Source organism: Frisingicoccus sp., assembly GCF_048388605.1.
Classification (GTDB): Bacteria; Bacillota; Clostridia; order Lachnospirales; family Lachnospiraceae; genus Frisingicoccus.
Genome location: NZ_DBGCTU010000001.1, coordinates 1 through 25775, shown reverse-complemented (window position 1 = coordinate 25775; position 25775 = coordinate 1). Strand labels below are relative to the sequence as shown.

The window sequence follows — 25775 nt, the reverse complement described above, 5'->3', positions numbered from 1 at the left end:
GATGGTTGTCGTTAGCCATCTTTTTCTCTTTTTATAGAAAAATTTCAGGGAGGTATGTGACTCGGACGAGGCACATACCTCCCTGTTTAGAACTGTCTATTAACCGACAGCCCCTTTTTATTATTAGGATTTTTTTATTTTTTTCTGAATTAAGTAACGAACTCGCTTCAAACATACAGAAATCATAATTGATCCTGAAAAAACAACACATATCAACAAAATCATGTATACCCATTCAAACTGCGTCCGATGATACAGCCATTCCTGAAAATTCAGCCTCTCCAGGATATAAATCACAAAAAAGTGGACCAAATAAATATTAAATGTATGATCTGCCAGGACACTAACTGCATTTTGAACTATCGCTTTTCCGGCAATAACATCCTTCAGGCAAAATGAAAATATCACAACGCAAGACGCACATACAACGCCTATTGAACTATACCAGAAGAGTAAGCTGTCTCCGGCCCCCACATTGTAAAAATGCAATTGTAGAAATAACCGTATAATATTTAAAACTATAAAGACAAGCACAGCGCCTATAATGTTTTTCTTCGCTGCCAGGGTTTCTTTATGCTTATAAATAATATGGCCCCACATAGCAATAATCGCTGCCGGAAAGAGTGCATTAATTGAATGATGTGAAAATTGAAACAAATCATTTTTAACAATATCATTGACAACAAAAGCAGCAAACGTAATTATTAAAAATGCTTTTTGTCTTTCAATTTTCTCATCCAGATATTGAATCGTTGCCTTCAATACAGGATATACAAATATTATCAATAAATACACATTAATATACCAGAGATGTCCTCCGTATTTAATCGGGCTGTTCCACCGCAAAAAACCTCGAAGCACATCCGCATATTCATTCATCGAATGCAGCATACTTTCTTTCAGAGAAACGCCCTCGACAATCCACTCTCCAAAATAAAACGCAAAAAGATTAAATAGCAAGGCCGGTACTCCAATATGAATCGCTGTTTTCTTCAACAGCTTCGTATAACTGGTGTTATTAAACAGGAAAAATCCCAATATCAGCCAGAAAATACCTACTGCATCTGCCACAAGGCACGCGAAACCCAACCTGCTTCCGTCGAAATAGCCATCGTGATAAACAGCCAATGATATGTGTATTCCAATAACCATTAAACAGGCAATAATCCTTGAAAACTCAACAGATATATCCCTATTCAATTCCAACCACGTCAAAACCGACTTCGTCAATCGCTGCTTTCAACGCTGCTTCATCATATGCGCCGTCAAAGGTTGCACATTTATCTTCCAGGCTGACCTTAATATCTTTAACACCCAGTCCTTCCAGCGCTTCAGTAACATGCATTACGCATTTCTGGCATCCCATGCCTTCAATCATTACTTTTGTCATTTTGAATCTCTCCTTCTATATTTGTTTTTATGATAATACGGTTTCATGATTCATTCAAGAGATTTTTCTCCCAAATACTCATATCCCGCCTTTTCAATCGCCTGTTTGATCTCTTCCTCCGGCACATCATCACTCATGGAAACAACCGCCGTCCCGGCCTCAAAGCTGACCACCGCCTCTGAAATCTGTGGGAACTTTTCAAGACAGCGCTTCACCATTTTTTCACAGTGACCGCACATCATCCCTTCGATTTCCAGAGTTTTTGTCATAACTGCTTCCTGAATTCCACATGTTTCCATTTCACTTTCGGTTTTATTTTCTCTTACAGCAGCCACCGCTTCCGACACATCCACACTCTGGATTTTCTTATCCTTTGAAGCATTGTGCATATTGAAGAAATTCAGCCGCAGTGCATTGGATACGACGCAGAAGCTGGACAGGCTCATCGCCGCCGCCCCGAACATCGGATTGAGTTTTAAGCCGAAAATTGGAATCCAGATACCGGCCGCCAGAGGAATACCGATGACATTGTAGAAAAATGCCCAAAACAGGTTTTCATGGATATTTTTCAAGGTGGCCCGGCTCATACGAATTGCTGCCGGTACATCGCTCAAGCGGCTTTTCATAAGAACAACGTCCGCCGCATCGATGGCTATATCCGTCCCGGCGCCAATGGCAATACCGATATCCGCCCGTGTCAATGCCGGAGCATCGTTAATGCCGTCGCCGACCATTGCCACCTTTCCCTTTTCCTTCAGGGCACGAATAACGCTTTCTTTGCCATCCGGCAATACACCGGCAATCACTTCATCCACTCCGGCCTGCTGCCCGATCGCCTTCGCTGTCCGCTCATTATCCCCGGTCAGCATGACAACCCGGATACCCATATTCTGCAGTTCCCGAACAGCCTGCGGGCTGTCCTCTTTGATCACATCGGCCACCGCGATAATGCCGATCAATTTTCCATCCTGTCCGAAAAATAATGGGGTTTTCCCGGCCTCTGCCAGTGCCTCCGCCTTTTGTTTCATCGCATCGGAAACCTTCATCAATCCGCTGACAAAATTCAAATTACCGCCAACCAGCACTTTTCCGTCCAGCACAGCTTTCAGTCCATTGCCCGGCAGCGCCTGAAAATCGGCAACCTCCGCCGCCGGTATATGTTTTTCCTCTGCCCGCTGCAGAACAGCCCTTGCCAGAGGATGCTCGCTTTTCTTTTCCAGCGCATAGGCAAGGCGGAGAAGTTTCTCTTCCTGAATTCCATCCGATGGGATCATATCTGTCACCTTCGGTTCACCGCTGGTGATCGTACCGGTTTTATCCAGGGCCACGATCTGAACCTTTCCGGCTTCTTCCAGAGATACTGCCGTTTTAAAAAGAATTCCGTGTTTGGCGCCCATACCGTTGCCTACCATAATAGCCACCGGCGTTGCCAGCCCCAGTGCACACGGGCAGCTGATAACAAGCACGGAAATGCCTCTGGCCAGAGCAAATCCGAAGGTCTGCCCGGCAATCAGCCAGACAAGCGTTGTCACAACCGCGATCGTAATGACGGATGGTACAAATATGCCGGATACTTTATCGGCCACCTTGGCTATCGGCGCCTTTGTCGCCGCCGCATCGCTGACCATCTTTATGATCTGCGACAATGTCGTATCTTCGCCGACACGGGTCGCCTCACACCGGATAAATCCGGACTGATTGACGGTAGCCGCAGACACTGCATCGCCCTCCGCTTTGTCCACCGGTATACTTTCGCCGGTCAGCGCAGATTCATTGACGGCGCTGCTGCCTTCCAGAATAATACCATCCACCGGTATATTTTCCCCCGGACGCACAACAAAAATATCACCCTTCCGCACCTGCTCGATCGACACGGTCACTTCCGCTCCGTCCCTGACGATCGTTGCCGTCTTCGGCGCCATTTTCATAAGGCTTTTCAAGGCGTCCGTTGTTTTTCCCTTTGAACGTGCCTCCAGCATCTTCCCGACAGTGATCAGCGTCAGGATCATGGCCGCCGACTCAAAATAAAACTCATGCATATAAGTCATAACTCCGGCCATATCGCCATGGACCTGCGCATCCGTCATGGCAAACAGGGCATAAGTGCTGTAAACAAAGGATGCCCCCGAGCCAAGAGCTACCAGCGTATCCATATTCGGGGCCCGATGAAACAGGCTCTTAAAGCCGCTGATAAAAAACTTCTGATTGATCACCATAACAATGATCGTCAGCAAAAGCTGCAGCAAGCCCATAGCCACATGGTTATTCTCAAAAAATGCCGGAACCGGCCATCCCCACATCATATGCCCCATGGAAAAATACATGAGAACAATAAGAAATCCAAGAGATGTAAAAAGCCGCCGCTTTAAAACCGGCGTCTCCCGGTCCTTTAACATATTCTCCGCATCCGCATTTGATGCGCCCCGGGACTGCCCGACCGCACCTTTTTTCGACGCGCCGTAGCCCGCCTCTTCCACGGCGGATATGATGGCTTCAGCTGAAGCCGTACCCTCCACGCCCATGGAATTTGTCAGCAGACTGACTGAACAGGATGTTACCCCCGGCACCTTCGACACAGCCTTTTCCACCCGGCTGCTGCAGGCCGCACAGGACATCCCGGTTACTGTATACTGCTCCATAATTATGCCTCCCTTTCACGCTCGCCTGACACTGCCGCAGGCTCTATTTCATAAGTTTTGGCAGCAGCGCTACCAATTCATCAATCGTTTCATCCTTGCCCTGACGGATATCCTCCGCCACGCAGGTACGGATATGATTCGAAAGCAGCTCCCTCGAAAAGCCGTTTAAAGCCGCATTGGCCGCGGCCACCTGAATCAAAATATCCGTGCAATAAGCATCCTTTTCCACCATGCCTTTGATTCCCCGTATCTGCCCTTCAATCCGGTTCAAACGGTGGATCAGACTTTTATATTCTGCCTCAGAACGCTCCTTCGTCTTATGACAACAACATTCTTTCCCATTTTCCATTCGAATACTCATCTCCCTCTATATACATCTAAAAATCAAATCATTTTTCAGCATACCCCTCATGGGTATACTTAGTATATACCCCTTATGGGTATATTGTCAATAGCCTCCGCAGAATTAAAAAATCCCCTGCTGCCTGATTAAAGCAACAGGGGATTCATATTTGTCATCCAAAAGCATCAATTAAATTTATAAATCTTCTGGGCCAGATGATAACCCTTCCGCATAAGCGAGCTTGAGATAACTCCCGGCGGATTGCTGGCAATCCCTCTCAGTCCGATGCGCAGACGCCGATACATTTCGGGATCATTTTCTTTAAAATAAGCCCAGAGTTCTTTTCGCTTCTGCTTATTTTCCTCCGTACCGGAAATCGTCAGCATGATCGAAGTTACCAGGCAGATCATCGCCAGATAGCTCATCATATACTGGGACAGCCGTTTATTAAATACATCATCCGGCAGACTGTAGGCGTCAAACATCATCTTATTCACCCGAATCTGCTGGTCGATCCGGCCGATCATCACCGTTTCATTAACGGACTGGTCACTCCGACCAATATAATATCGATACAGGTCCACATCCATATAATACAGGCTGCGTACATATGGCAGAGGAATATAGGCAAACAAATTGTCTACATAAAAAGTATGCTTCGGCAATTCAAGCCCGGACTCCCGCAGTACCTTTGTCCTATAGATCAATGAATGCATCAGAAGATTCTGATCAACCCGGAAACGTCCCACCTGATTCCAGCCGAACACCTTATCTTCCGGCAGCACATGGGTATATCGGATCGTTTTTGACGTTCCATCCTCCACATGCTCATAGACATAATTACAGATCATTAAATCCACACGTTTTCTATTCACTGCGAAGCTTTTCAGCACTTCAATGACTTTTTTCAGGCTTTCCTCATCCAGCCAGTCATCCGAATCCACCACTTTATAATATAATCCATTGGCGTTTCTCAGGCCTGTATTCACCGCCTCGCCATGTCCGCCGTTTTCCTGATGAACCACTTTGATGATCTCTGGATAAGCCGCCGCATATTCATCGGCAATCGCCGCTGTACCGTCCTTCGAGCCATCATCTACAATAATAATTTCAACGTCCTCGCCCCCAACAAGAAGAGAATCGATACATTTTCTCATGTATGCCTCTGAGTTATAGCAAGGTACACCAAACGAAAGTATCTTCATTTTCCCCATTTCCATCCTTTCTGAGTACCGGAGTATCCTGACGGCAGATATCTCCCGCCTCACCTAGTACATAGTATACATGAATTTCGCCCATTTAACAAGCATATCTGCCGGTCCATTTCTTACAACTCTCTGTCATCCGGCACATTCCTTTTACTTCTTCTGCCTAATAATAATAAAAGCGCAGGAGATGACGCCGCCACCGGTGCAAAATATCGGAAGCAACCGTTTACCGGAGAAGCCATACACGTCAGTATCATAATCAATAATGCCAATACCGGCAATACATCTGCCAATCGACGTTTTTTCAACAAGTAATAGCCTAATAAAAATATACTCCATGTATATAACGGGATTTTGTTCGTCCAATTCAACACAGGAATTTTATCCCATAAATCAGCCCAGTCTGCCAGGACATTTCTTCCTTTTTCCCATTGTTCCACATAATGAAAAGAATAATATTCCTGAAAAGCATCTACCTGTATCCAATTAAAAATTGTCATACCGCTGTTGTAATTTCCAGCCCCATATGGAAATCTTGGCGTAAATGCATAATAACCGTAACTCTGCCCGAGCCCTGCTTCTATATAAGTCCACGGATATTTGAAAAACATTTTAAACCATGTAATAAAATAATCCGTAATAGCTTCTTTTCCAACACCGGATTTCATATGATCTTTAATCGGATCTGAAAGAAGAGGATCATAATTTTCTGCCATAGAATCATAATCCAGCAAATTATTAATTGCCATTCTCTCTTCTTCTGTAATTTCGTCCGAATGGTCTCTCACAGTTCTCGCCGTCTGCTGAAAAGGAATTGATAAAGCCTCTCTGCCGCTTCCCGGCTCTACTCCGCAATAATTGAAAATAAAACTGTTAAAAGCAAAGTAGATCCCTAATAAAGCCACAATAAGAATACTATAAATACGTTTTTCCCGCTTCACCAGCAAATAGATAACCACAAGAAAGGTAATCGGCGCTGCTACATACACACAATTATTCCGAAATAATGACAAGAAAAGTGCCGACGTTCCATATGAAACACAATGCTTTCTCTTCAAATCTCCCTCTTTTTGATTCATGATCAATACAATCAGACTGATAATATACCAAACAAACAGTGCACAGCAAAACGTATCTTTAAAGGCATGTTTTGAATAAGCTCCCCACACCGGCGTTACCGCATAAAAGCATAATGCCAAGTAATATATCCACCGTTTTAATCCCGCTTTCTTTAGCACCTGGATACATTTGGCATAAATAAATGCCATTAGTATATCCCGAATAATAACAAAAATAAAAATACCTAAATTCTCACTTCCAAGTTTGACGCCCAACTGGTAACAAATTCCCAAAACACAGGATGAAAACCAAGGATCATGATTACTGTGCGCCCAGATACCCAGATAGGAGCTTAATTGACGATATACGTCCCAATCCATACTGGCCGGATAATACACAATAACCCATGGAAGCCACATAATCAGAATAAAGAAAAAGCTCACCCAAAATATGTGATTATCCGCATATCTCCATATGCCCTTAAGTCTTTTTGGCTTTTCTCCCTGCTTTAACTCCATTTTATCAAATAAGGATAATAAAGCGCATGCTGCGATATAAAAAACAACTGAATAAATCACCGCAAATCCTAATGCAGATAAAATTGGCCTTATACCCATACCCACAGGCAAACAATCTTCAAAATACATACTTTGTCCGGCAACATTCAATATTCCGAAAAGTACACTGATCACAGCAAGAACTATATCCTTTTTTATGTTTAAGTACTTTCTCATTTTCTACTCCAATTGCAATATTATTTCTTACAACTCTCTGTCATCCGGCACAAAATGGAAAATGATGCTGCCGACGATAAACAAAATGATGATACTTCCGACGCCATAGTTCGCTTTTCCCGTTGCCAGAGAAATCCAGCCAAACAAAATCGGGCCTAAGATGGCGGCAAACTTGCCGAAAATATTATAGAATCCGAAGAATTCATTGGCCTGATTTTTCGGTACGATCCGTCCAAAATAGGAACGGCTGAGGGCCTGAATTCCGCCCTGGGCCGTGCCGACCAGCATGGCCAGCACCCAGAACATGATCGTCAGAGTTTTTGTATCCCGCTCCGGGCTCATAAAGAAAGCGACGATGCAGATGACACAGTAAGTCAGAATACCCATATTTAATGTGCGTTTTGTTCCGAACTTTTCTGCGAGCTTTCCGTAAATGATCGCAAAAGGGAAAGCCACAAATTGGGTCACCAGCAAAATAAGCAAAAGCATAATACTGCCGATCCCTATAGTGCTGCCATAGGCTGTCGCCATTTTTATAATAGTATCCACGCCGTCAATATAAAAGAAATAGGCCAGCAGGAAAATAAAAATATGCCGGTGCTTCCGTATTTCTTTCAGCGTCCCGCCGAGCCGCCGGAAACTGTTCCGGACATAATGGGGTTCCGGCTCAATTCCATAGACCTGATGGACGTCGCGCAAGATCGGTATACTGAAACCGATCCACCAGAGGGCTGTAATGATAAAGGATATTTTATAGGCCGTTTCCACGCTGAACGGCGCTTTCCCAAGCGTTGCCAGGACAACAAAAATCATGCAGATAATAAAAGGTATCGTGCTTCCTATATATCCGAGGGCAAACCCAAGGCTGGACACCCTGTCCATATTGTCGTCCGCAGAGACATCCACAAGAAAGGCATCATAAAATATATTGGATCCGGCAAAGCCGATCGCCGTGATCACATAGGCTATGAGAAGCAGCAGCCACTGGTTCGATGGGATAAATGCCAGCAATGCGGTAAACAGGACCCCGGTAAATAAAAAGGTCTGAAACATCTGTTTTTTCTTACCCTTATAATCCGCCATCGTCCCCAAGATCGGAGATAATATAACAAGCACAAGGGTTGCCGCCGAATTGGCAAAGCCCCAATAAGCATTTGCCGTCACCGCCGGGTCCGCGACCTTTCCGGCCAACGCCGCACCCGCGGAGCTTAAAAAATACAAACTCATAATTGTGGAAGTGACGACCATTGTGTAAGCGGAATTCGCCCAATCGTAAAACATCCAGCTTATTTCCTTCTTCGATAAATTTTTAAACATCTTTACTCCTTTTCCAGAAAAGCACGAATCACTTTTCCATCCGTTATACCCAAATCCAATCCGAGCAGCGCGGCCAATGTCGGCCCCTCGTCGGCCAGATTCATCTTCTCAACCGCCTGATTCTCCCGTATTCCGGGTCCTTTCAATGCAAAAAATGTCTGATATCCCGTTTTTTCCGGGCGGTAGCCGTGGCACCCCTTATGCTCTCCGCCCCTTGTCAACCGGGTAAATGTTTCCGTATCATCCCGGAAAAAGTAACCGTCCGCGGCCTCAACCATAAAAGCGCATGCCCCGTCCGCTCCCATTCGGACCGCACTCTTCCCGGTGTAAAGGGCTTCAATGCCCCATCGTTTTTCATCCCTCAGTTTTTTCAAAAGTTCGTAAACCTCCGGATAGAGCTGCTTGTCACGGATGTAAATATAGGCGCTGCCGTCACAGCCCTTCGAATAAACACGCCAGTCTCTTATTTTTCCCCGTCTTTGCGAAATCCATCCCTTTTCCAGGAACAGTGCATTCAAACAAATGATTTCGGATACATCCTTCTGGCTGTGGTCCCCCAGCAATACAAAAACAGTCTCCTTATCCATATCAAGCCGCTCCAGCGTATCCTGTATCTCCATCAGCCGATGGCTGTGCCGCTCCATGGCCGCCCGGACTTGCGGCGACTCTGTCCCATAATCATGCTTTTGACTGTCCACATCCGTAAAATGCACCAGTGTCAGATCCGGCCTGTATGTCTCCAATGTATAAATGAGCGAAGCATGGGTAAAATTATCCAGCTCCGGCTCCCGGATCCCGTTCCGCAAATGACCGAACTTCTGATTCAGATGAAATTGATACATCGGCGTTCCATTGGCCAGGGAGGTCAATATCTGATTTGTCCACGGCCGGTTTGCGAAAATTTCCGGCACATTGTAAGTAATCTTTGCCTTCGCCGTCACCGGCCAGAGCAGCGCTGCCGTCGTCATTCCCGCAGAACGTGCCTCGTCATAAAGAGTCGTCCCGCGAATATATTTCCGCTGCCAGAACCAGTCCGGCGATTTTCGTCCCGGCTGGATTTTCGTGTTATTGACCACTCCGTGATGACAGGGATAACGACCGGTCACAATGGTCGTATGGGCCGGATAGGTGATACTGGGGTACACGGAATCCACCGCCATACATCCGGCGGCTCCCTCAAAAAAACGGGCGAAGCCCGGTAAATCCTTTGCCTTTTCAATGTCCCGGCTGCCCACCGCATCCAGGGACAAAATAAGCATCCTGCGCTTTCTTTTATTCATAAAACACCTTATTATCCTCAATCACATTAAATTTGCCTTCCCGGCAGTCTACGATGGTCACGCCGCAGTTTCTCTGCAGTGAACCTTCCCACAAATCTTTAATCTCATTCTTACGAATATAGTGCAGCATCGCCTTATTGACCGCACCGTGGGCCACGATCATAATTCGTTCATCCTTCTCGTGCTTTGCAATGATCTCCCTGAGAAAATCTTCCGCCCGATCGCAGACCTGCTGAATGGATTCACCGCCTTCCGGAGCTTCATAACACTCCGGGGCATCAAAAAAAGCCGTAAATCTGCTTGTCTTATCACCGCGGATTTTTGTAAAATCCGCGCCTTCCAGCGCGCCGAATCCAATCTCCTTGATCCGCTCATCCACAACAACAGGGAGTTCCCGGCTGCCTCTCAGGATACAGGCGGTTTCATAGGCCCGTTTCAGCGGACTTGCATAAATTGCGTCAAAATGAATATCTTTCATGCCTTCCGCAGAATCATAGGCCACCTGCCGGCCCGACTCTGTCAGCTCGATATCCGCCCATCCCTGAATCCTTTTTTCATTGTTCCAATAGGTCTTTCCATGTCTCACAATATATAATTCCATATCTCTTTATCCTTCCTGTTTTAAGTCTTTCAGCCATTGTTTCATCTTTGCTTCATAGCCCAGATCACCGCTGTCATAAAACCGGTGACCGGCCAGAGTATCCGGCAGATATTGTTGATCTACCCAATGATTCGGATAATCATGGGCATACTGATAGCCAATACCATACCCGAAATTCTTTGCTCCCCGGTAACTTGCATCCTGCAGATAAGGCGGAATCGGCTCGCTCTTATGCTTTGCCACCCAATCCAGCGCTGAGTCAATCGCCATATAAGCCGCATTGCTCTTCGGCGCGCAGGCCACATAAACCGCCGCCTGGGCCAGCGGGATCCGGGCTTCCGGCATTCCCAGCCGCTCTACAGCCTGGGCAGCGCTTACCGCCACAGTCAATGCCTGCGGGTCTGCATTTCCCACATCCTCCGCCGCACATATCATGATCCGCCGCGCGACAAAAGCCACGTCTTCCCCGGCATAAAGCATCCGGGCCAGATAGTAGACCGCCGCATCCGGATCCGATCCCCGCATACTTTTTATAAACGCAGAAATCGTGTCATAATGATTATCTCCATTTTTATCATATAAAGTCACCCGCTTCTGAATACATTCACCGGCAACATCCAATGTGATGTGTATCTTTCCGTCCTCCGACGGTTCCGTCGTCAAAATGCCCAGCTCTACAGCATTGAGGGCTGTCCGGGCATCGCCGTTGCTCATCTCCGCCAGGAAAGCCAGCGCGTCATCACTGATCTCCGCATGATAAGCGCCCATCCCCTTTTCCACATCATAGACAGCCCGACGGATCAGTTCCTTAATATCTTCATTATTCAGCGGCTCCAGACGGAAAATAACGGACCTTGAGATCAGCGCGCTGTTTACCTCAAAGTAGGGATTTTCCGTGGTCGCTCCGATTAAAATGACAGTCCCGTCCTCCACAAAGGGAAGCAGGTAATCCTGCTGGCCTTTATTGAAACGATGTATTTCATCGACAAACAGAATGGTTTTCTGACCGTACATTCCCCTTCGGTCTTTCGCTGCCGCCACCACCTGTTCCATATCCTTTTTCCCGGCCACGGTTGCATTCATCTGCGTAAAAACCGCCTTTGTCGTATTGGCGATGACCCGGGCAATGGTTGTCTTCCCGGTTCCCGGCGGCCCGTACAAAATGATCGAACTGAGCTTGTCCGCCTTGATCGCCCGATAGAGCATCTTATCTTTTCCGAGGATATGCTGCTGTCCCACGATCTCCTCCAATGTGGAAGGACGCAGCCGGGAGGCCAGCGGAGACTCTTTTTCCATTGTATTTTCTCTCATATAATCAAATAAATCCATTTTTTTCACCCATAATCATTCTAACATTGCCCACACTTCTCCGCAATCAGAAAAAATTAATAATAGTTTTATAATTGTTCATTGGATTTTCATTGCTAATCTGTTAAAATTTGATAAAATAGATTTATATTGTAAAAAAGGAGATTTTGTATATGCCGGGACTAATTACAAATTACCTGTTCGGTGAACGAGCCTATCAGTCTCTTTCCCCAAATTATTTAAAAGAAATTATCCGAAAAAACCCAAACGCATATCATATGGGACTTCAGGGGCCCGACATCTTCTTCTATTACTTGAATCCTTACATGCGCAAACGGAAGAACAATATATGCAACATTCTTCATGAGAAAAATACCGATATATTTTTTGACAATCTGTTAGAATATACCATTGTTCTCGAAACAGAGGAAAAGGAAATCTGTCTGGCTTACATTGCCGGATTTCTTTGTCATTACGCGTTGGATACGCATACACATCCATATCTTTACGCCCGCATGCAGAAAGATTTGAACGAGCACCCGGAACGCCGCTATGAAGCCTTTTACTACCGCCGTATTGAGACACTGATGGATACGCTCTTATTAAAACGTTTGAATCATATGGAGCCGTCCCAGCTCAATCTGGAGGCCCTGGTCTCATTAAGCAAAAAGGAACGGCGGAATATTGTTGATTGTCTCCTGTATGCCATTCGGACAACTTATCATTATCGCCTGTCCCGGAAAACGCTGATCAAAGTCATCACATCCGTGCGCAGAACTTGTATTTTCCTGCAGACGAACCCGCAGATGCGGCGGCGGCTTGTCCGTTTTATTGAACGTCGTTTTAAACTTTCTTCCTCGAAAACCTGTTTCATTTACCCCGAATATCAGGGGGACCCGGAAGATTACCTCAATGAAAACCGAAGCACATGGTATGTGGGCGAACAGCGGGATCCGCATAATGAAACCTTCTTTGAACTGCTGAACGACGCCAATATTTTCATCAATCAGATTTTGGAGGCCTTTGACGACTATATTGCATGGCACGGAAGCCGTGAACATCTGATTCAGACGATCGGCGCCCTCTCCTACTATACCGGGGAGCCTTGTTAAATATTAATATTCAGAAAGAAATTATGTCAGATAATTTCTTTCTTTTTTTGTCTATTTTTCAGCGGATTTTCTCGATTTTTGTCGATTGACAGACCGGCTTTTCCCATGTTATGTTTGAAATATGTAAGAAAATTGTAAGATTTCAGAAATAAAATTTTAGAAAGGCGGGATGGTTCTATGCCTCTGAGAAAAAACTTAAAAAAATTACAAATGCGGTTTCTGCCGCCATCTTCCCGGTCATTTCACTCTGCAACCTATGATATCCGTTATGATGTGAGCCAACTCCGTCAGGAAATCGCCCGTCTTCAGGAACAGCTTAACCGCCAGTCCAACCGGCTAAATGAGCGGATAGACGCATTAAGTTCAGATATTGCCATTCACGACACACATATGAAATTATATGGCGACGTTTTTTTCCGACAGGAAAATGAAACGCCCCATGAAATGCGAAAACGTTTTTTCCATTCTCTTCCAAAGGCTGACGAACCGTTTCGGACATTCCAGCTCTGCAACAGCAAACTGCTTCACAAATTAGAAGAATTATGCCGCCAACATCACCTGGATTACTGGCTTGGCTTTGGAAGTCTCATCGGCGCCGCTGCCTGCGAAGGTCTTATTCCATGGGATGACGACGTGGATATCTGCATGATGCGTGAAGATGCGATGAAGCTTTATGAACTCCTGAAAAAGGATCCGGAATACCAAATAACTCTGGTCTATGATTATTTTGCCCTTGTCAAGCAGTTTCGTTTCAGCCACCGCAGCCCTGACATTCCCTGCTTTATTGATGTCTCCCTTTGGGATTGGACAAAGGATTGCTCCGAAAAGAATGAACACCGTCTGCGGGAGCTGCGCCGCGGTCTCATTGACAGTCTGACCGCCTCAGGCAACCATCTGGATTATTGGCGTCAAAATCCATATCTCTTTGCTCCCGGCAGCAATTATGTTGTTCAGTGCGGACCTGTGGATCCAAAAAAGCAGAATCCGAAACTGGTTAAACAGGAGATTGAAAAAATTGAGGTGTATTTTAAACAGTTTTATGAAAAAGCAAAAGCTGATGAGATCTTCTGTGATAAATCCGAGGCCGACTCGGTCGCCTTCGGCCTGGAAAACCTTTCTGAAGATGCCCCGTGGCGGCGCTATATCTGGCCGAAGGATATGATCTTCCCGACACAGCAGATTTTATTTGAAGGCGGCGTTGGCCGTATGCCAAAGGATATTAAGGGCTTTTGTGACGAATGTTATCCGGGCTGGCCTTATCTTCCAAAGGATATTCTCGGTCATAATCATTTTGCAAGAGAACTGCTGAAAGACCCGAAAGTTTATGAGACAATGAAAAAATATATTTCCGAATAAAAAAATGCCGCGGCAAGATTTGAAATCCTGCTGCGGCATTTTTTTTAGTACATCGACATCAACCGGCTGATAAGGAACTGATATTCATCAATCGTCTTTTCCATCGCCAGTCCTTCATCAATATCAAAATCTACGTACTTTCCGTCTTTCAGGCAAATTACCCGGTTTGTTTCTCCTCTGTGAAGCAGATCAATGGCATAGCCGCCCATTGTCGCCGCTGTAACGCGGTCTCTCGCTGTCGGAGAACCGCCGCGCTGGATGTGCCCGAGAACTGTCGCGCGGGTCTCAATGCCCGTCGCCGCCTCAATACGCCGGGCTAAACGATTCGTGTGTCCGACGCCCTCTGCATTGATAATGACATGATGTGTCTTTCCCTTTGAGCGGTTGTGCATGATCGAATCGACTAAATCCTGTTCGTTAAATTCCTCCCTCTCCGGAATAAGAATACCGTCGGCGCCGTTTGCCATCTGGCACCAGAGGGCGATATAACCGGCATTTCTCCCCATAACCTCGATGATACTGCATCGTTCATGGGAGGTGGATGTATCTTTGATCTTATCGATGGCACTCATCGCCGTATTGACGGCCGTATCAAAGCCGATCGTATAATCCGTGCAGTTGATATCCAGATCAATAGTGCCCGGAATCCCAATCGTATTAATCCCCAGGGCCGAGAGCTTCTGAGCGCCGCGGAAAGAACCGTCGCCGCCGATCACGATCAGGCCGTCGATTCCGTTATCCTTCAAAATCTGCGCACCCCTCTGCTGCCCTTCCTTTGTTTCAAACTCTTTACATCTGGCCGTAAACAGAATTGTACCGCCGAGACGCGCTATCTCGGATACCATTTTGGAATCCATATCTATAATTTCATTATTCAACAGGCCGGCATAGCCTCTTTTAATCCCTTTTACCTTCATGCCGCTGGCCAAAGCGGTCCGCACAACTGCCCGGATCGCCGCATTCATTCCGGGTGCGTCACCGCCGCTGGTTAAGATACCTACGGTTTCTACTTCTCGCATAAATGTACCTCCTGTCCTTTATTGTTTTCAAGTCTGCTCACAGTATATCATGTTTCCCTGCTATTTTAAAGGGATGTATGTTTCAATTTTTCCTTCTTCAAAACTCGGAAGTTCTTCATACAAATGGAATACCTGGTCAAGCATTGAAAACAAGAGCACCGCGCCGCTGCCCTCGCCAAGATGAAAATTGCCGTAGATGACCGGTTTTAAGCCAAGCATATCCAATGCGAGCACCGCCCCCGGCTCCTTCGAACAGTGGGAGGCGATCATCCCATCCGGGGCCGCCGGAGCAAGCTGCTTCGCCAGAAGAGCCGCCACGGATGCAATAAATCCGTCGATAACCACGGGAATTCCCGCTGCCGCCGCCCCTAAAAATACGCCCGTCAGCCCTGCAATATCCAAGCCGCCGACCTTTGACACCACATCAACGGCATCCTCCCTGTCCGGCCGGTTAAGGGCGATAGCTTTTTCAATAGTTCGGATTTTGCGCTGAAGCCCTTCGCCGGAAAGCCCGGCGCCCCGCCCGGTGACTTCCGCCGCCGTCCGGCCGGAAAGAGCCGCCAGCACCGCGCTGCTGCTCGTCGTATTGCCGATGCCCATTTCCCCTGTGGACAGCAGCCGATAGCCCTCCGCCGCCTTTTTCAACGCCAGATCCGCTCCGGCCTCAATAGCCGCCACCGCTGTCTCCCGGCTCATCGCCGGACCGCGGGCCATATTATCGGTTCCCCTCATCTGAGAAAGATTTATAACACCTTCAACTCTCTCCTTCATTCCCATGTCCGCTACAAGGAAATCGCTTCCTGCCTTCTCGGACATCAGCGCGATCGTTGCTCTCCGGTGAAGCATATTCTCCACAACCTGAGTCGTCACATGATAATCCGACTGGCTCACACCCTCGGCGATGACGCCGTTATCCGCCGCCATAACGATCGTAAGCTTCCGTTCAATCGAGGGACGTGTCGTCCGCTGCACTCCCGCGATCCGCACCAGAGTTTCCTGAAGCCAGTCCAGACTCCGAAGCGGAATACATTTATTATCCCATATTTTCCAAACCCGATGCATTATTTCTGCATCCGCAGGCCGAATCCTTTGGCAGACCTCTTCTAAACTTAACATTTCAAATTAAATCCTTTCAATACGGGAAAATCATCCACAATTTCAAAGCAGGTATAAGCCCCCTGCTGAATTTCCAAACGCCATATATTCGACATATCCATTCCCAAAAAATGGCATATCAGGCACTGAATCGGCCCGCTGTGGCCGACAAAAAGAACATTTTCGGCCCTTCGAAAGGCCTCCCTGCCGGAAAGCTCCTTCCATCCATCCAACACCCGCCGGCTGAAGTCTATAAAACGTTCTCCCCCGGTCGGCGGACAATGAATCCAATCCCCGGACATGGCCACATAATCCTCCGGATAAAGCTCTCTTACCCGTGTATAATGAAGGCCCTCCCAGGCGCCGAAATTCATCTCATTAAAAGCCGGTACGATCCGGATCTCCGGTACCGCCTCCGGCGCGCCCTCCGCATCCGGGCCCTGCTTCAGCTCTCCGTTTTGCCTGCTTTGCCGCAGCTGCCCGGATAAAACGGCTTCCGCCGTCTGCCGTGTCCTCCGCAGACCGGAAATGATCACTTTATCAAAGATCACATTCCGAAGCATGTCCCCCACCGCAGCCGCCTGCCGTCTGCCCTTTTCTGTGATTGAAACATCCAGGCTGCCGTAATAGACCCGTTTTACGTTGCACTCAGTTTCCCCGTGCCGGACTATGTATAATTTCATCTTACAATACTCCTTCCAATGCCGCGACAAGCAGCATATAGAAAATTTCAATAATCTCAGAAGCCGCGCCAAGAGTGTCCCCGGTCATCCCGCCGATCGTCTTTTCCATATGCCGCCGGAACAGCCAGGCCAACAGAAAGCAAAGGGCCACGACGCCAAAAAGCGCCGGAATACCTGTCGCTGTCCTGCAGCCGATACCCGAAAAGATAATCCCGGCCCCCAGACAGGCTGCGACCCACAAAACTCCAAACAAGGCCGATATGACGGCAATATTCAGCGGTATCCGCCCGATATAGCTCTTTCCAAGGCCGCTCTTCCTCGGATAAACCGCCCGGTACATGCACAGGCTCTGCACCATTTTTCCTGCCACAGGCGCAGCCAGGAGCAAAAAGACCGGCATGGCCGAAGCGGTGAGCAGCAGATATTTAAATGCCAGATCGGCAATGGCCGCCACAACGCCAAAGGTGCCGATATGGCTGTCCTTCATAATCTCCAGCATCCGCTCCCTGCTTCTTGAAGAGAAAAGGGCGTCCGCCGTATCGCACAGGCCATCCAGATGAAATCCCCGGGTCATCCATAATTCGCCGAGCAGCGCCAGCGCCGCCGCCATTGAAATAGGAAAAATATGTATGGCCGCCCAAAAGATCAAGGCCTCAAACAGCCCAATGACAATGCCGGCCGCAGGCCAGAGGGCAACGCCCCGGATCAGCCGCTCATCACTCACTTCCACACTTTTATTGAGGGGGAGACTTGTAAATAATTGTAACGTCAAAATCAATGTATCCATAAATCACTCCGCCTTAATCCGCACGGGAATACCGCTGATCACAAAATATACCTGCTCTGCCCGCGCTGCCAGATACTGGTTGACCCGGCCGAGAATATCCCTGAAGCCCCGTCCGAGCGGTGTTTCAGGCACAACACCCAGTCCGATCTCATCGGTCACCATAACATAAGGCAAATGCTTCTCTTCCACAGCCGCCGCAAATCTCTGAAATTTCTCCATAATATAAGATTCCGCCCCATTAAAATCGACCGCCGCGAAATCCATATCGCTGTCCTCTGAAGCTTCTGCTCCCGTCGGACCGCTGATATGATCAAACAGCAGATTTGTCACCATGGAAGTCACACTGTCCAGCAAAATTCCGTCAAAGCCTGTGTAATCCAAATCCTCCAAATCCAGATAACCTTCATGAGTTATCCACAATTCGCCCCGGCGTTCCTTATGTTTTTCCACACGCCGGGCCATTTCATCATCAAATACTTTGCCGGTCGCCACATACAGCCGATGCGTCCCCATTGCCTCAACCAGTTTTTCACCATATTCACTTTTTCCGCTCCGGCACCCGCCTGTTACTAAAATCATATATTCCTCCGCCGCACTGTCCAAACGCTGCGCTTCATCAGCCGTCGTTTAATGAAAATCGGCTGTCATGGATAGCCCTATCCGCTGACAGCCAGTTTTAACGTTGTTTTATTTTTCGGCAAATCGTTTTGCCTGCTCTTCAATCAACTGGGCATCCTCAAAATAATTGATCTTCATCGCCCGTTTTACTTCCTCCAGCGTCTTAGCCGCAGCCTTTTCGGCCTCAATGCTGCCCTTGCGGAGAATCTCATAAATCTCCGGAATATGCTGTTCCAGTTCTTTTCTGCGGGCGCGGATCGGCTCCAATTCTTCCTGCATGATATTATTCAGGAAACGTTTGACCTTCACATCGCCGAGGCCGCCCCGGCGGTAATGATCCTTTAATGCATCCAGATTTTCATATTCCGGCCAGAATTTTTTAAAATGTTCATCCCGGCAGAACGCATCAAGATAAGTAAACACCGCGTTTCCCTCGACACAGCCCGGATCGGATACCTTTAAATGATTCGGATCCGTGAACATGCCCATGATCTTTTTCTGAACCTCTTCCGCCGTATCGGAAAGATAAATACAGTTATTCAAAGATTTGCTCATTTTAGCCTTTCCGTCAGTTCCCGGCAAACGGCAGCATACCTCCCTCTTAGGGATAAGAGCCTCCGGCTCAACCAATACTTCGTCATAAACCGCATTGAACTTGCGGACGATTTCCCGGGTCTGCTCGATCATCGGAAGCTGATCCTCCCCGACAGGCACCGTCGTCGCCTTAAATGCCGTGATATCCGAGGCCTGACTGATCGGATAGGTAAAAAATCCCACCGGAATACTTGTCTCAAAGTTGCGCATCTGAATCTCCGCCTTGACTGTCGGATTTCTCTGAAGCCGGGAAACGGTGACAAGATTCATATAATAGCAGGTCAGCTCCGGCAGGGCCGGTACCTGAGACTGGATGAAGATCACTGTTTTCTCCGGGTCCAGACCGCAGGAAAGATAGTCCAGGGCCACCTCAATAATGTTCTGGCGCACCTTTTCCGGATTATCCGCATTATCCGTCAATGCCTGAGCATCTGCGATCATAATATAAATTTTATCATATTCCCCTGAATTCTGAAGCTCCACCCGCCGTTTGAGGGAACCTACATAATGTCCGACATGAAGCCGCCCCGTCGGGCGGTCTCCGGTTAAAATAATCTTTTCCATTGTAATTTTACTCCTTGATCCTTTATTCTTCCATCACATGGTCAAAAGCCACTTTAAACATCTCCTGGATATGTTCATCCGCCAGAGAATAATAGCGCACCTTGCCGTCCCGGCGGGTTTTCACCAGTCTGGCCTGCTTTAACAGCCGAAGCTGATGGGATACGGCAGACTGATTCATCTCGAGCAGCAGTGCCAGATCTCCCACACACAATTCCGACTGACTCAATGCACATATGATCTTTGCCCGGGTCGAATCCCCAAAGGCTTTAAACAGTTCCGCCACCTCAAACAGATCATCCTCCGGCGGCATTGCATCTCTTACCCTTTCAACCAGACTGTCTCCCATGTTCTCTACTTCCCTTCAATCGCATGCCCTTTGGCCTTTAAAACATCCACTACCTGATAAACATATTTATTGCAGATCTCATCCGTTTCCGCTTCCACCATCACACGCAGCAGCGGTTCCGTTCCGCTCTCGCGCACAAGGATGCGGCCTGTATTTCCAAGGGCCTCTTCCACTGCTTTGACTGCCGCCTGAACATCTGCATCCTGCTCGGCTGCCTTCTTATCATATACTTTAACATTCACAAGAAGCTGTGGATAAATCTTTACCGGCTTGATCAACTCGGATAATTTTGCCTTCTTCTCAAGCATCGCTTCCATGAGCTTCAGCGAGGTCAGAATACCATCGCCTGTTGTGGCCAGCTGGCTGAAAATGATGTGCCCCGACTGCTCTCCGCCGATCGAATGACCATTCTGCATCATATTCTCATAAACATATTTGTCGCCGACAGCCGTCTTTTCATAGCGGATCCCCGCCTTATCAAGGGCCAGATATAAGCCGAAATTAGACATAACCGTCGTGACGATCGTATCATTATTTAATTTGCCGTTCTCATGCATATATTTACCGCAGACATACATGATTAAATCGCCGTCCACAATATGCCCCTCGTCATCCACGGCAATACAGCGGTCCGCATCACCGTCATAGGCAAAGCCCACATCCAGGCCCTTTTCCATGACAAATTTCTGCAGCACCCCGATATGGGTGGAACCGCAGTTCATATTAATATTTGTTCCATCCGGCTCCGCATTAATAACATAAGTCTTTGCCCCCAAAGCGTCAAATACACTCTTCGCAATAGAGGAAGCCGAACCGTTTGAACAGTCCAAGCCGACCTTCTTATCTTTAAACGAACGGGTTGCCGTGGCGATCAGATGGCCGATATAACGATTTCTTCCCATCGCATAATCCACCGTCCGGCCGATATTCTCACCGGTAGCCAGCGGAAGCTCCTCGGTTTTCCCGTCAATATAATCTTCGATCAGCTGCTCCACATCGGCGCTCATTTTATGTCCCATGGCATTGATAATTTTAATGCCGTTGTCATAAAACGGATTATGGCTGGCCGAAATCATAATCCCGCAGTCAAACTCTTCGGTGCGGACCACAAATGAAACACTCGGTGTCGTCGTTACATGCAGCAGATAGGCATCCGCGCCGCTGGCTGTCAGTCCGGCCGCCAGCGCATATTCAAACATATAGCTGGAACGCCGCGTGTCTTTTCCGATAACAATTTTTGCCTTATGTTCTTTTCCAAAATAATATCCTAAAAAACGTCCAACCTTAAATGCGTGTTCCACTGTCAGCGTTTTATTCGCTTCGCCGCGGAAACCGTCAGTTCCAAAATACTTTCCCATAATACTGTTTCACTCCCAAGAAAAATTCATTCATGACTACTATATCATAGTTTTATATATTTTTCACTGTTTTTATTTTTTTGTGCTTGACATGTATTTTATTTGTGATAGTATCATATTATAGATAATGTAGTTTTAATTACTATGTGTTCTCGTTTTGACACATGCAATTATAGAAGTTCCAGAACAGGAAGGTGATATTATGAAATTTAAACCAAAAGATCCCGGCAGCGCGATCACCCATTTTATCGGCTGGCTTATGGCTCTGCTCGCCGCCGTTCCATTAATCCTCCGTGCCTGCACGGCCCCGGATGCCGTACATGTTATTGCTTTAAGCATTTTTATTGTCAGCATGCTTTTACTATATGCGGCAAGCACCTTGTATCATTCATTGGATATTAACGAAAAGGTAAATAAACGCCTGAAGAAATTTGACCATATGATGATTTCCGTCCTGATCGCCGGAACATATACACCGGTATGCCTCATCGCTATCCGCGGCACTCTGGGTTATACCCTTTTAGCCATTGTCTGGGGCATCGCCATTTTCGGAATTATCCTGAAAGCCTTCTGGGTAACCTGTCCGAAATGGGTTTCCTCCGTGCTTTATATCGGCATGGGCTGGACCTGCGTTCTCGCTTTCACCCAGATTTTAAACAGTCTTTCCCGGGAAGCCTTTATGTGGCTCCTTACCGGCGGCATCATCTACACCGTCGGCGGCGTGATCTATGCCTTGAAGCTTCCGATCTTCAACAGCCGTCACAAAAATTTCGGCTCCCATGAAATCTTTCATCTTTTCGTGATGGGCGGCAGCTTCTGCCACTTTGTATTAATGTATAAGTTTTTGGCGGTCATGCCGATCCATTAAAACCGACTTGCTAAAATTGGTCCGCCGGAAGCGATTTACTAAAAATCTCAAAAGCTCCTGCAGCTATATCCACTCCGGGTATAATCGCAAGAGCTTTTTTTGATTCATCCTTTGTCACTGCTCCCTGTTTCGAAGTACAGCCATCACCTTCGGGGCCGCGATCAAAAACCATGGACTGAAGCTGTCCGGCCGGGCCATCATCCCCTGTTCAATATCTGAAAATTCCATCCATGACACTTCGGAAATCTCCTCCGGATCCGGAACAACCTCTCCTTCCCATTTGCCTGTGAAGACATGGTCAAATTCAAACTCGGCACAGTTTTCTGAAAACCGGTGAAAATAGGTGAAAGAGAATTCTTCGGTCACCTCCGCCACGATCCCCAGCTCCTCCGCCATTCGGCGCGGCACGGCTTCCGCCAGTGTTTCTCCTCTTCTCGGATGGGAACAGCAGGCATTTGTCCATAGGCCGCCGGAATGATATTTGCCCTCAGCCCGTTTTTGCAGCAGCATATGCAGCTTTTTACCTGTTCTTTTATAGAGAAAAACCGAAAAAGCACGGTGCAGCGCCGGAATCCGATGGGCTTCCATTTTTTCACAACAGCCGATCTCATCATCATTCATATTCACTAAAATAATCTCATCGCTCATCCATCAAATTCCTCTTGCCTTTAACATTCTCCCGGGTTCTCATCCGTCGAATTCGGGCAGATCCGATAAGCATGATTCAAAGGTCCGCTGCCCTTGCCGAGATCAAGTCCGTCTTTAAGTGCGCCGGTGATATAATCCTTCGCATTTTTGACACTGGTTTTCATATCATAGCCGAGAGCCAGATTACTGGCAATGGCGGAGGATAGGGTACAGCCCGTGCCATGGGTATTCGGATTATCCACCCGCTCGCCCCGATACCAGAGCAGCTCGCCCTGATGATAAAGCAGATCATCGGCCGTTTCCGTGAGATGGCCGCCCTTGATCAGCACGCAGCCTTTGAGATTCTTCCCGATCACTTCCGCAGCCCGCACCATATCTTCCGTAGATTTGATCTCAAAACCGCACAGGCACTCTGCCTCCGGAATATTCGGTGTGATGATATCCGCCAGCGGAAGCAGTTTTTTTACCAGAGTTTCCTGGGCATCCGGACTCATCAGAGCACAGCCGCTGGTCGAAACCATCACCGGGTCCACCACAATATTCTCTGCCCCATGCTCCTCTAATTTCTCTGCGATTTTTTCAATAATGCCGATATTGGACACCATGCCGATCTTCACCGCATCCGGCCGGATGTCATTAAAAATACAATCCATCTGCTCGCCGACAAACTCGGGCGTAGCCTCCAACACATCGTAAACCCCGGTCGTATTCTGAGCCGTCAAAGCGGTGATGGCGCTCATCGCATAAACGCCGTGGGCCATCATTGTTTTAATATCCGCCTGGATCCCGGCGCCGCCGCTGGAATCAGAACCTGCAATTGTCACTACTTTTTTCATATTTTATTCAACTCCTGTATTATAATAATGGTGAAAAAATCCTCAAAAATCCCTGGACGCATTTCTGCCAGATCGGACGCCGTTTCCATTCATCCAGGCTGACTCTCTCGCTCTTCCGCATCGTTTCCAAAAAGTCCTCTTTCATCTCCATCACCGCCGGAACTTCTGTCATAAGCACACCACATTCATAATGGAGATAAAAACTCCGATAGTCCATATTAATTGTCCCGCAGACGCCGCACTCATCATCCGAGATCACGTTTTTGGCATGGATAAATCCCGGGAGATATTCATAAATCCGAATACCGTTTTCCATAAGCCGCCCGTAATTCGAAATATTTACCATATAGACATACCACTTGTCATAATGGCGCGGTGTGATGATCCGCACGTCAACGCCGCTTCGGGCAGCCCGGCACAGATCATCCACCATCCGGTTATCCAATACAAGATAGGGGGTCGTAAAATAAATATAATCCCTGGCTTTATTCACCAGATGGGTATACATTTCCTCAATCGGATTATCCGGATTATTGGCCGGGCCGTCGGCTACCGGCTGAACATATCCCGGCGCATCCACCGAAATTGTCGGACGGTATTTATTATAATCCAATTGTTCTTTATCCTTTGAGAGTTCCCACATCTCCAAAAAGATTTCCGTAAGTCCCCATACGCCGTCGCCCTCCAGACGGATCGCCGTATCCTTCCAATGCCCGAACCTGTCGATAATATTGGCATATTCGTCCGCCAGATTGACGCCGCCGGTATAACCGATATTTCCGTCGATGATCGCAATCTTCTGGTGATTTCGATAGTTAAAGGTCAACCGCGAGACATCCTTTACGATCGGCGCAAAAATGCTGACCCGGATTCCCAGCTTTGAAAGCTCATGGCGGATTTCATCACCATCCATAAACAGACAGCCAAAATCATCCAGCAGCAGACGAACTTCAACCTTCTGCGCCGCCTTCCGCGCCAGAACATCCTTTAACCTGTCCCAAATCTCGCCGTTGGACACAATAAAATATTCCATCAAAATAAACTTCTCGGCCCGCTCCAAATCCTCAAAGAGAGCATCAAATTTCTTTTCTCCGACTTCAAAATAACGCACGGATGTGTTTTTATAGAGGGAAAATCCCTCATGCACCAGATACCGGCTGACCTGGGCCTTATTCGGATGAACCTCGGACAGTTCCGCCAGGATTGCCGGATCCTGCTGTTTATAGGCTCTGCCTTTTTCTGAAATCTTTTTATATTTTTTATAAAAGGCACTGTTCGTACGTTTACGCCCCCACATAAAGTAAAGGCAATAGCCAAATACCGGCAGCGCCAGAATAATGACGATCCAAAATGAATTAAAAGATGAGGAATCATCAACCAGCACAAACACAACCGCAATGCTGGCGATCTCAATCAGCAGGTAGGCCCATGACGCATACTCCTGCAGCAGGCGCACCAGCAGAAACATCGTTAAAACCTGCAGGATCACCGAAACCAATACGATGGCCGCCCGCACCAAAACCGAAGTCCGTTTTTTCAAAATGTTATTCATAATCTGTCTCCCCCTGCTGTGCGATCAAGCTGAGCTTCTGTCGGCGGTTCATCTGCTTAATGGCATATTCGCGCCGCATCGCTTCCTCCTTTGTCTCCGAACACTCATAATAAACCAGTTCCACCGGGCGGCGGCTTCGCGTATATTTCGCCCCGCGACCCTCATTGTGCGCCAGGACCCGTTCCTCCAGATGATTTGTCCACCCGGTATAAAGGGAACCGTCACTGCATTTTAAAATATATGTATAATTCATAATGTCCCTTCCATTAAATGTCAAATGGTTTACAGAACACATTATATCGGATTACCACTTTAATTTCAACCAAATGCGTAAAAAATGAAAAAGGGGAAATCGGCTAATGCCGATTTCTACCCATTAAAAAGAGAAATAGAGATACCCTGCAGAAATGCGTGCATTACAACACTTGCATATTCTTCAGGGTATCTCTATTTCTCAGAG

At 47.3% G+C, this 25775-nt stretch carries 25 protein-coding genes; 3 read left to right on the top strand and 22 right to left on the bottom strand.

The genetic code is table 11. The annotated features are described in order from the left end of the window. Nucleotides 1-123: 123 nt before the first annotated feature. The 10 genes from ACMN7X_RS00125 to ACMN7X_RS00080 form a co-directional block, all read right to left on the bottom strand. Nucleotides 124-1200, bottom strand: a complete 1077-nt coding sequence (locus ACMN7X_RS00125) for an acyltransferase (protein WP_418745491.1) — start codon at nt 1198-1200, stop codon at nt 124-126. Next, nucleotides 1193-1390, bottom strand: coding sequence for a heavy-metal-associated domain-containing protein (locus tag ACMN7X_RS00120; protein WP_418745490.1), 198 nt, complete (start codon nt 1388-1390; stop codon nt 1193-1195). The genes ACMN7X_RS00125 and ACMN7X_RS00120 overlap by 8 nt, the downstream gene beginning before the upstream one ends. Before the next feature lie 50 nt (nt 1391-1440). Then, a complete protein-coding gene (locus ACMN7X_RS00115; protein ID WP_418745489.1) occupies nt 1441-4029 on the bottom strand; it encodes a heavy metal translocating P-type ATPase in 2589 nt (862 codons plus the stop codon). Between the two features lie 43 nt (nt 4030-4072). After that, nucleotides 4073-4378 carry a metal-sensing transcriptional repressor gene (locus tag ACMN7X_RS00110; RefSeq protein ID WP_418745488.1) on the bottom strand — a complete coding sequence of 102 codons (306 nt, stop codon included), beginning with the start codon at nt 4376-4378 and terminating at the stop codon, nt 4073-4075. Between the two features lie 179 nt (nt 4379-4557). After that, entirely contained in the window at nt 4558-5577 is a 1020-nt protein-coding gene (locus tag ACMN7X_RS00105; RefSeq protein WP_418745487.1) for a glycosyltransferase family 2 protein, read from the bottom strand. Between the two features lie 122 nt (nt 5578-5699). Beyond that, nucleotides 5700-7373 carry a DUF6020 family protein gene (locus tag ACMN7X_RS00100; protein ID WP_418745486.1) on the bottom strand — a complete coding sequence of 558 codons (1674 nt, stop codon included), beginning with the start codon at nt 7371-7373 and terminating at the stop codon, nt 5700-5702. Between the two features lie 27 nt (nt 7374-7400). Further along, nucleotides 7401-8690 carry an MFS transporter gene (locus ACMN7X_RS00095; protein WP_418745485.1) on the bottom strand — a complete coding sequence of 430 codons (1290 nt, stop codon included), beginning with the start codon at nt 8688-8690 and terminating at the stop codon, nt 7401-7403. A 2-nt stretch (nt 8691-8692) separates the two neighbouring features. Then, nucleotides 8693-9970, bottom strand: coding sequence for an ectonucleotide pyrophosphatase/phosphodiesterase (locus tag ACMN7X_RS00090; protein ID WP_418745484.1), 1278 nt, complete (start codon nt 9968-9970; stop codon nt 8693-8695). Then, entirely contained in the window at nt 9963-10571 is a 609-nt protein-coding gene (locus tag ACMN7X_RS00085; RefSeq protein WP_418745483.1) for a histidine phosphatase family protein, read from the bottom strand. The genes ACMN7X_RS00090 and ACMN7X_RS00085 overlap by 8 nt, the downstream gene beginning before the upstream one ends. A gap of 6 nt (nt 10572-10577) precedes the next feature. After that, complete coding sequence (locus tag ACMN7X_RS00080; RefSeq protein ID WP_418745482.1) at nt 10578-11900, bottom strand: replication-associated recombination protein A; 1323 nt, start codon at nt 11898-11900, stop codon at nt 10578-10580. A gap of 152 nt (nt 11901-12052) precedes the next feature. Between ACMN7X_RS00080 and ACMN7X_RS00075 the strand changes: the two genes are divergently transcribed. Both ACMN7X_RS00075 and ACMN7X_RS00070 read left to right on the top strand, forming a co-directional pair. Then, complete coding sequence (locus tag ACMN7X_RS00075) at nt 12053-12991, top strand: zinc dependent phospholipase C family protein (protein ID WP_418745481.1); 939 nt, start codon at nt 12053-12055, stop codon at nt 12989-12991. 177 nt (nt 12992-13168) lie between these two features. Beyond that, nucleotides 13169-14347 carry a LicD family protein gene (locus ACMN7X_RS00070; RefSeq protein ID WP_418745480.1) on the top strand — a complete coding sequence of 393 codons (1179 nt, stop codon included), beginning with the start codon at nt 13169-13171 and terminating at the stop codon, nt 14345-14347. A 44-nt stretch (nt 14348-14391) separates the two neighbouring features. Here the strand turns inward: ACMN7X_RS00070 and pfkA are convergent, their stop codons facing one another. From pfkA to glmM, 8 genes are all read right to left on the bottom strand, one after another. Continuing rightward, entirely contained in the window at nt 14392-15366 is a 975-nt protein-coding gene (gene pfkA, locus ACMN7X_RS00065; RefSeq protein WP_418745479.1) for a 6-phosphofructokinase, read from the bottom strand. Nucleotides 15367-15426: 60 nt separating this feature from the next. Next, entirely contained in the window at nt 15427-16482 is a 1056-nt protein-coding gene (gene cobT / locus ACMN7X_RS00060; protein ID WP_418745478.1) for a nicotinate-nucleotide--dimethylbenzimidazole phosphoribosyltransferase, read from the bottom strand. Next, on the bottom strand, nt 16476-17144 hold the full coding sequence (locus tag ACMN7X_RS00055; protein WP_418745477.1) for a histidine phosphatase family protein: 669 nt from the start codon (nt 17142-17144) through the stop codon (nt 16476-16478). The genes cobT and ACMN7X_RS00055 overlap by 7 nt, the downstream gene beginning before the upstream one ends. Nucleotide 17145: 1 nt before the next feature. Then, on the bottom strand, nt 17146-17931 hold the full coding sequence (cobS, locus tag ACMN7X_RS00050; protein WP_418745476.1) for an adenosylcobinamide-GDP ribazoletransferase: 786 nt from the start codon (nt 17929-17931) through the stop codon (nt 17146-17148). A gap of 3 nt (nt 17932-17934) precedes the next feature. Beyond that, nucleotides 17935-18510, bottom strand: coding sequence for a bifunctional adenosylcobinamide kinase/adenosylcobinamide-phosphate guanylyltransferase (gene cobU, locus ACMN7X_RS00045; protein WP_418745475.1), 576 nt, complete (start codon nt 18508-18510; stop codon nt 17935-17937). Between the two features lie 108 nt (nt 18511-18618). After that, nucleotides 18619-19707 (bottom strand): tryptophan--tRNA ligase, encoded by a 1089-nt coding sequence (gene trpS, locus ACMN7X_RS00040; RefSeq protein WP_418745474.1) that lies wholly within the window; start codon nt 19705-19707, stop codon nt 18619-18621. 22 nt (nt 19708-19729) lie between these two features. Next, nucleotides 19730-20053 carry an ArsR/SmtB family transcription factor gene (locus ACMN7X_RS00035; RefSeq protein ID WP_418745473.1) on the bottom strand — a complete coding sequence of 108 codons (324 nt, stop codon included), beginning with the start codon at nt 20051-20053 and terminating at the stop codon, nt 19730-19732. 5 nt (nt 20054-20058) lie between these two features. Then, complete coding sequence (gene glmM, locus ACMN7X_RS00030) at nt 20059-21411, bottom strand: phosphoglucosamine mutase (protein ID WP_418745472.1); 1353 nt, start codon at nt 21409-21411, stop codon at nt 20059-20061. Between the two features lie 202 nt (nt 21412-21613). On the opposite strand from glmM, the gene trhA reads away from it, so the two are divergent. Continuing rightward, complete coding sequence (trhA, locus tag ACMN7X_RS00025; protein ID WP_418745471.1) at nt 21614-22279, top strand: PAQR family membrane homeostasis protein TrhA; 666 nt, start codon at nt 21614-21616, stop codon at nt 22277-22279. Nucleotides 22280-22393: 114 nt separating this feature from the next. Here trhA and idi read toward each other — a convergent pair whose 3' ends face one another. From idi to ACMN7X_RS00005, 4 genes are read right to left on the bottom strand one after another with little or no spacing between them, the layout of a single operon-like run. After that, nucleotides 22394-22927, bottom strand: coding sequence for an isopentenyl-diphosphate Delta-isomerase (gene idi, locus ACMN7X_RS00020; protein ID WP_418745470.1), 534 nt, complete (start codon nt 22925-22927; stop codon nt 22394-22396). 20 nt (nt 22928-22947) lie between these two features. Further along, entirely contained in the window at nt 22948-23763 is an 816-nt protein-coding gene (thiD, locus tag ACMN7X_RS00015; protein ID WP_418745469.1) for a bifunctional hydroxymethylpyrimidine kinase/phosphomethylpyrimidine kinase, read from the bottom strand. Nucleotides 23764-23782: 19 nt separating this feature from the next. Then, on the bottom strand, nt 23783-25315 hold the full coding sequence (gene cls / locus ACMN7X_RS00010) for a cardiolipin synthase (protein ID WP_418745468.1): 1533 nt from the start codon (nt 25313-25315) through the stop codon (nt 23783-23785). Beyond that, entirely contained in the window at nt 25308-25568 is a 261-nt protein-coding gene (locus tag ACMN7X_RS00005; protein ID WP_418745467.1) for a GIY-YIG nuclease family protein, read from the bottom strand. Before ACMN7X_RS00005 ends, cls begins: the two co-directional genes overlap by 8 nt. Between the last annotated feature and the right edge of the window lie 207 nt (nt 25569-25775).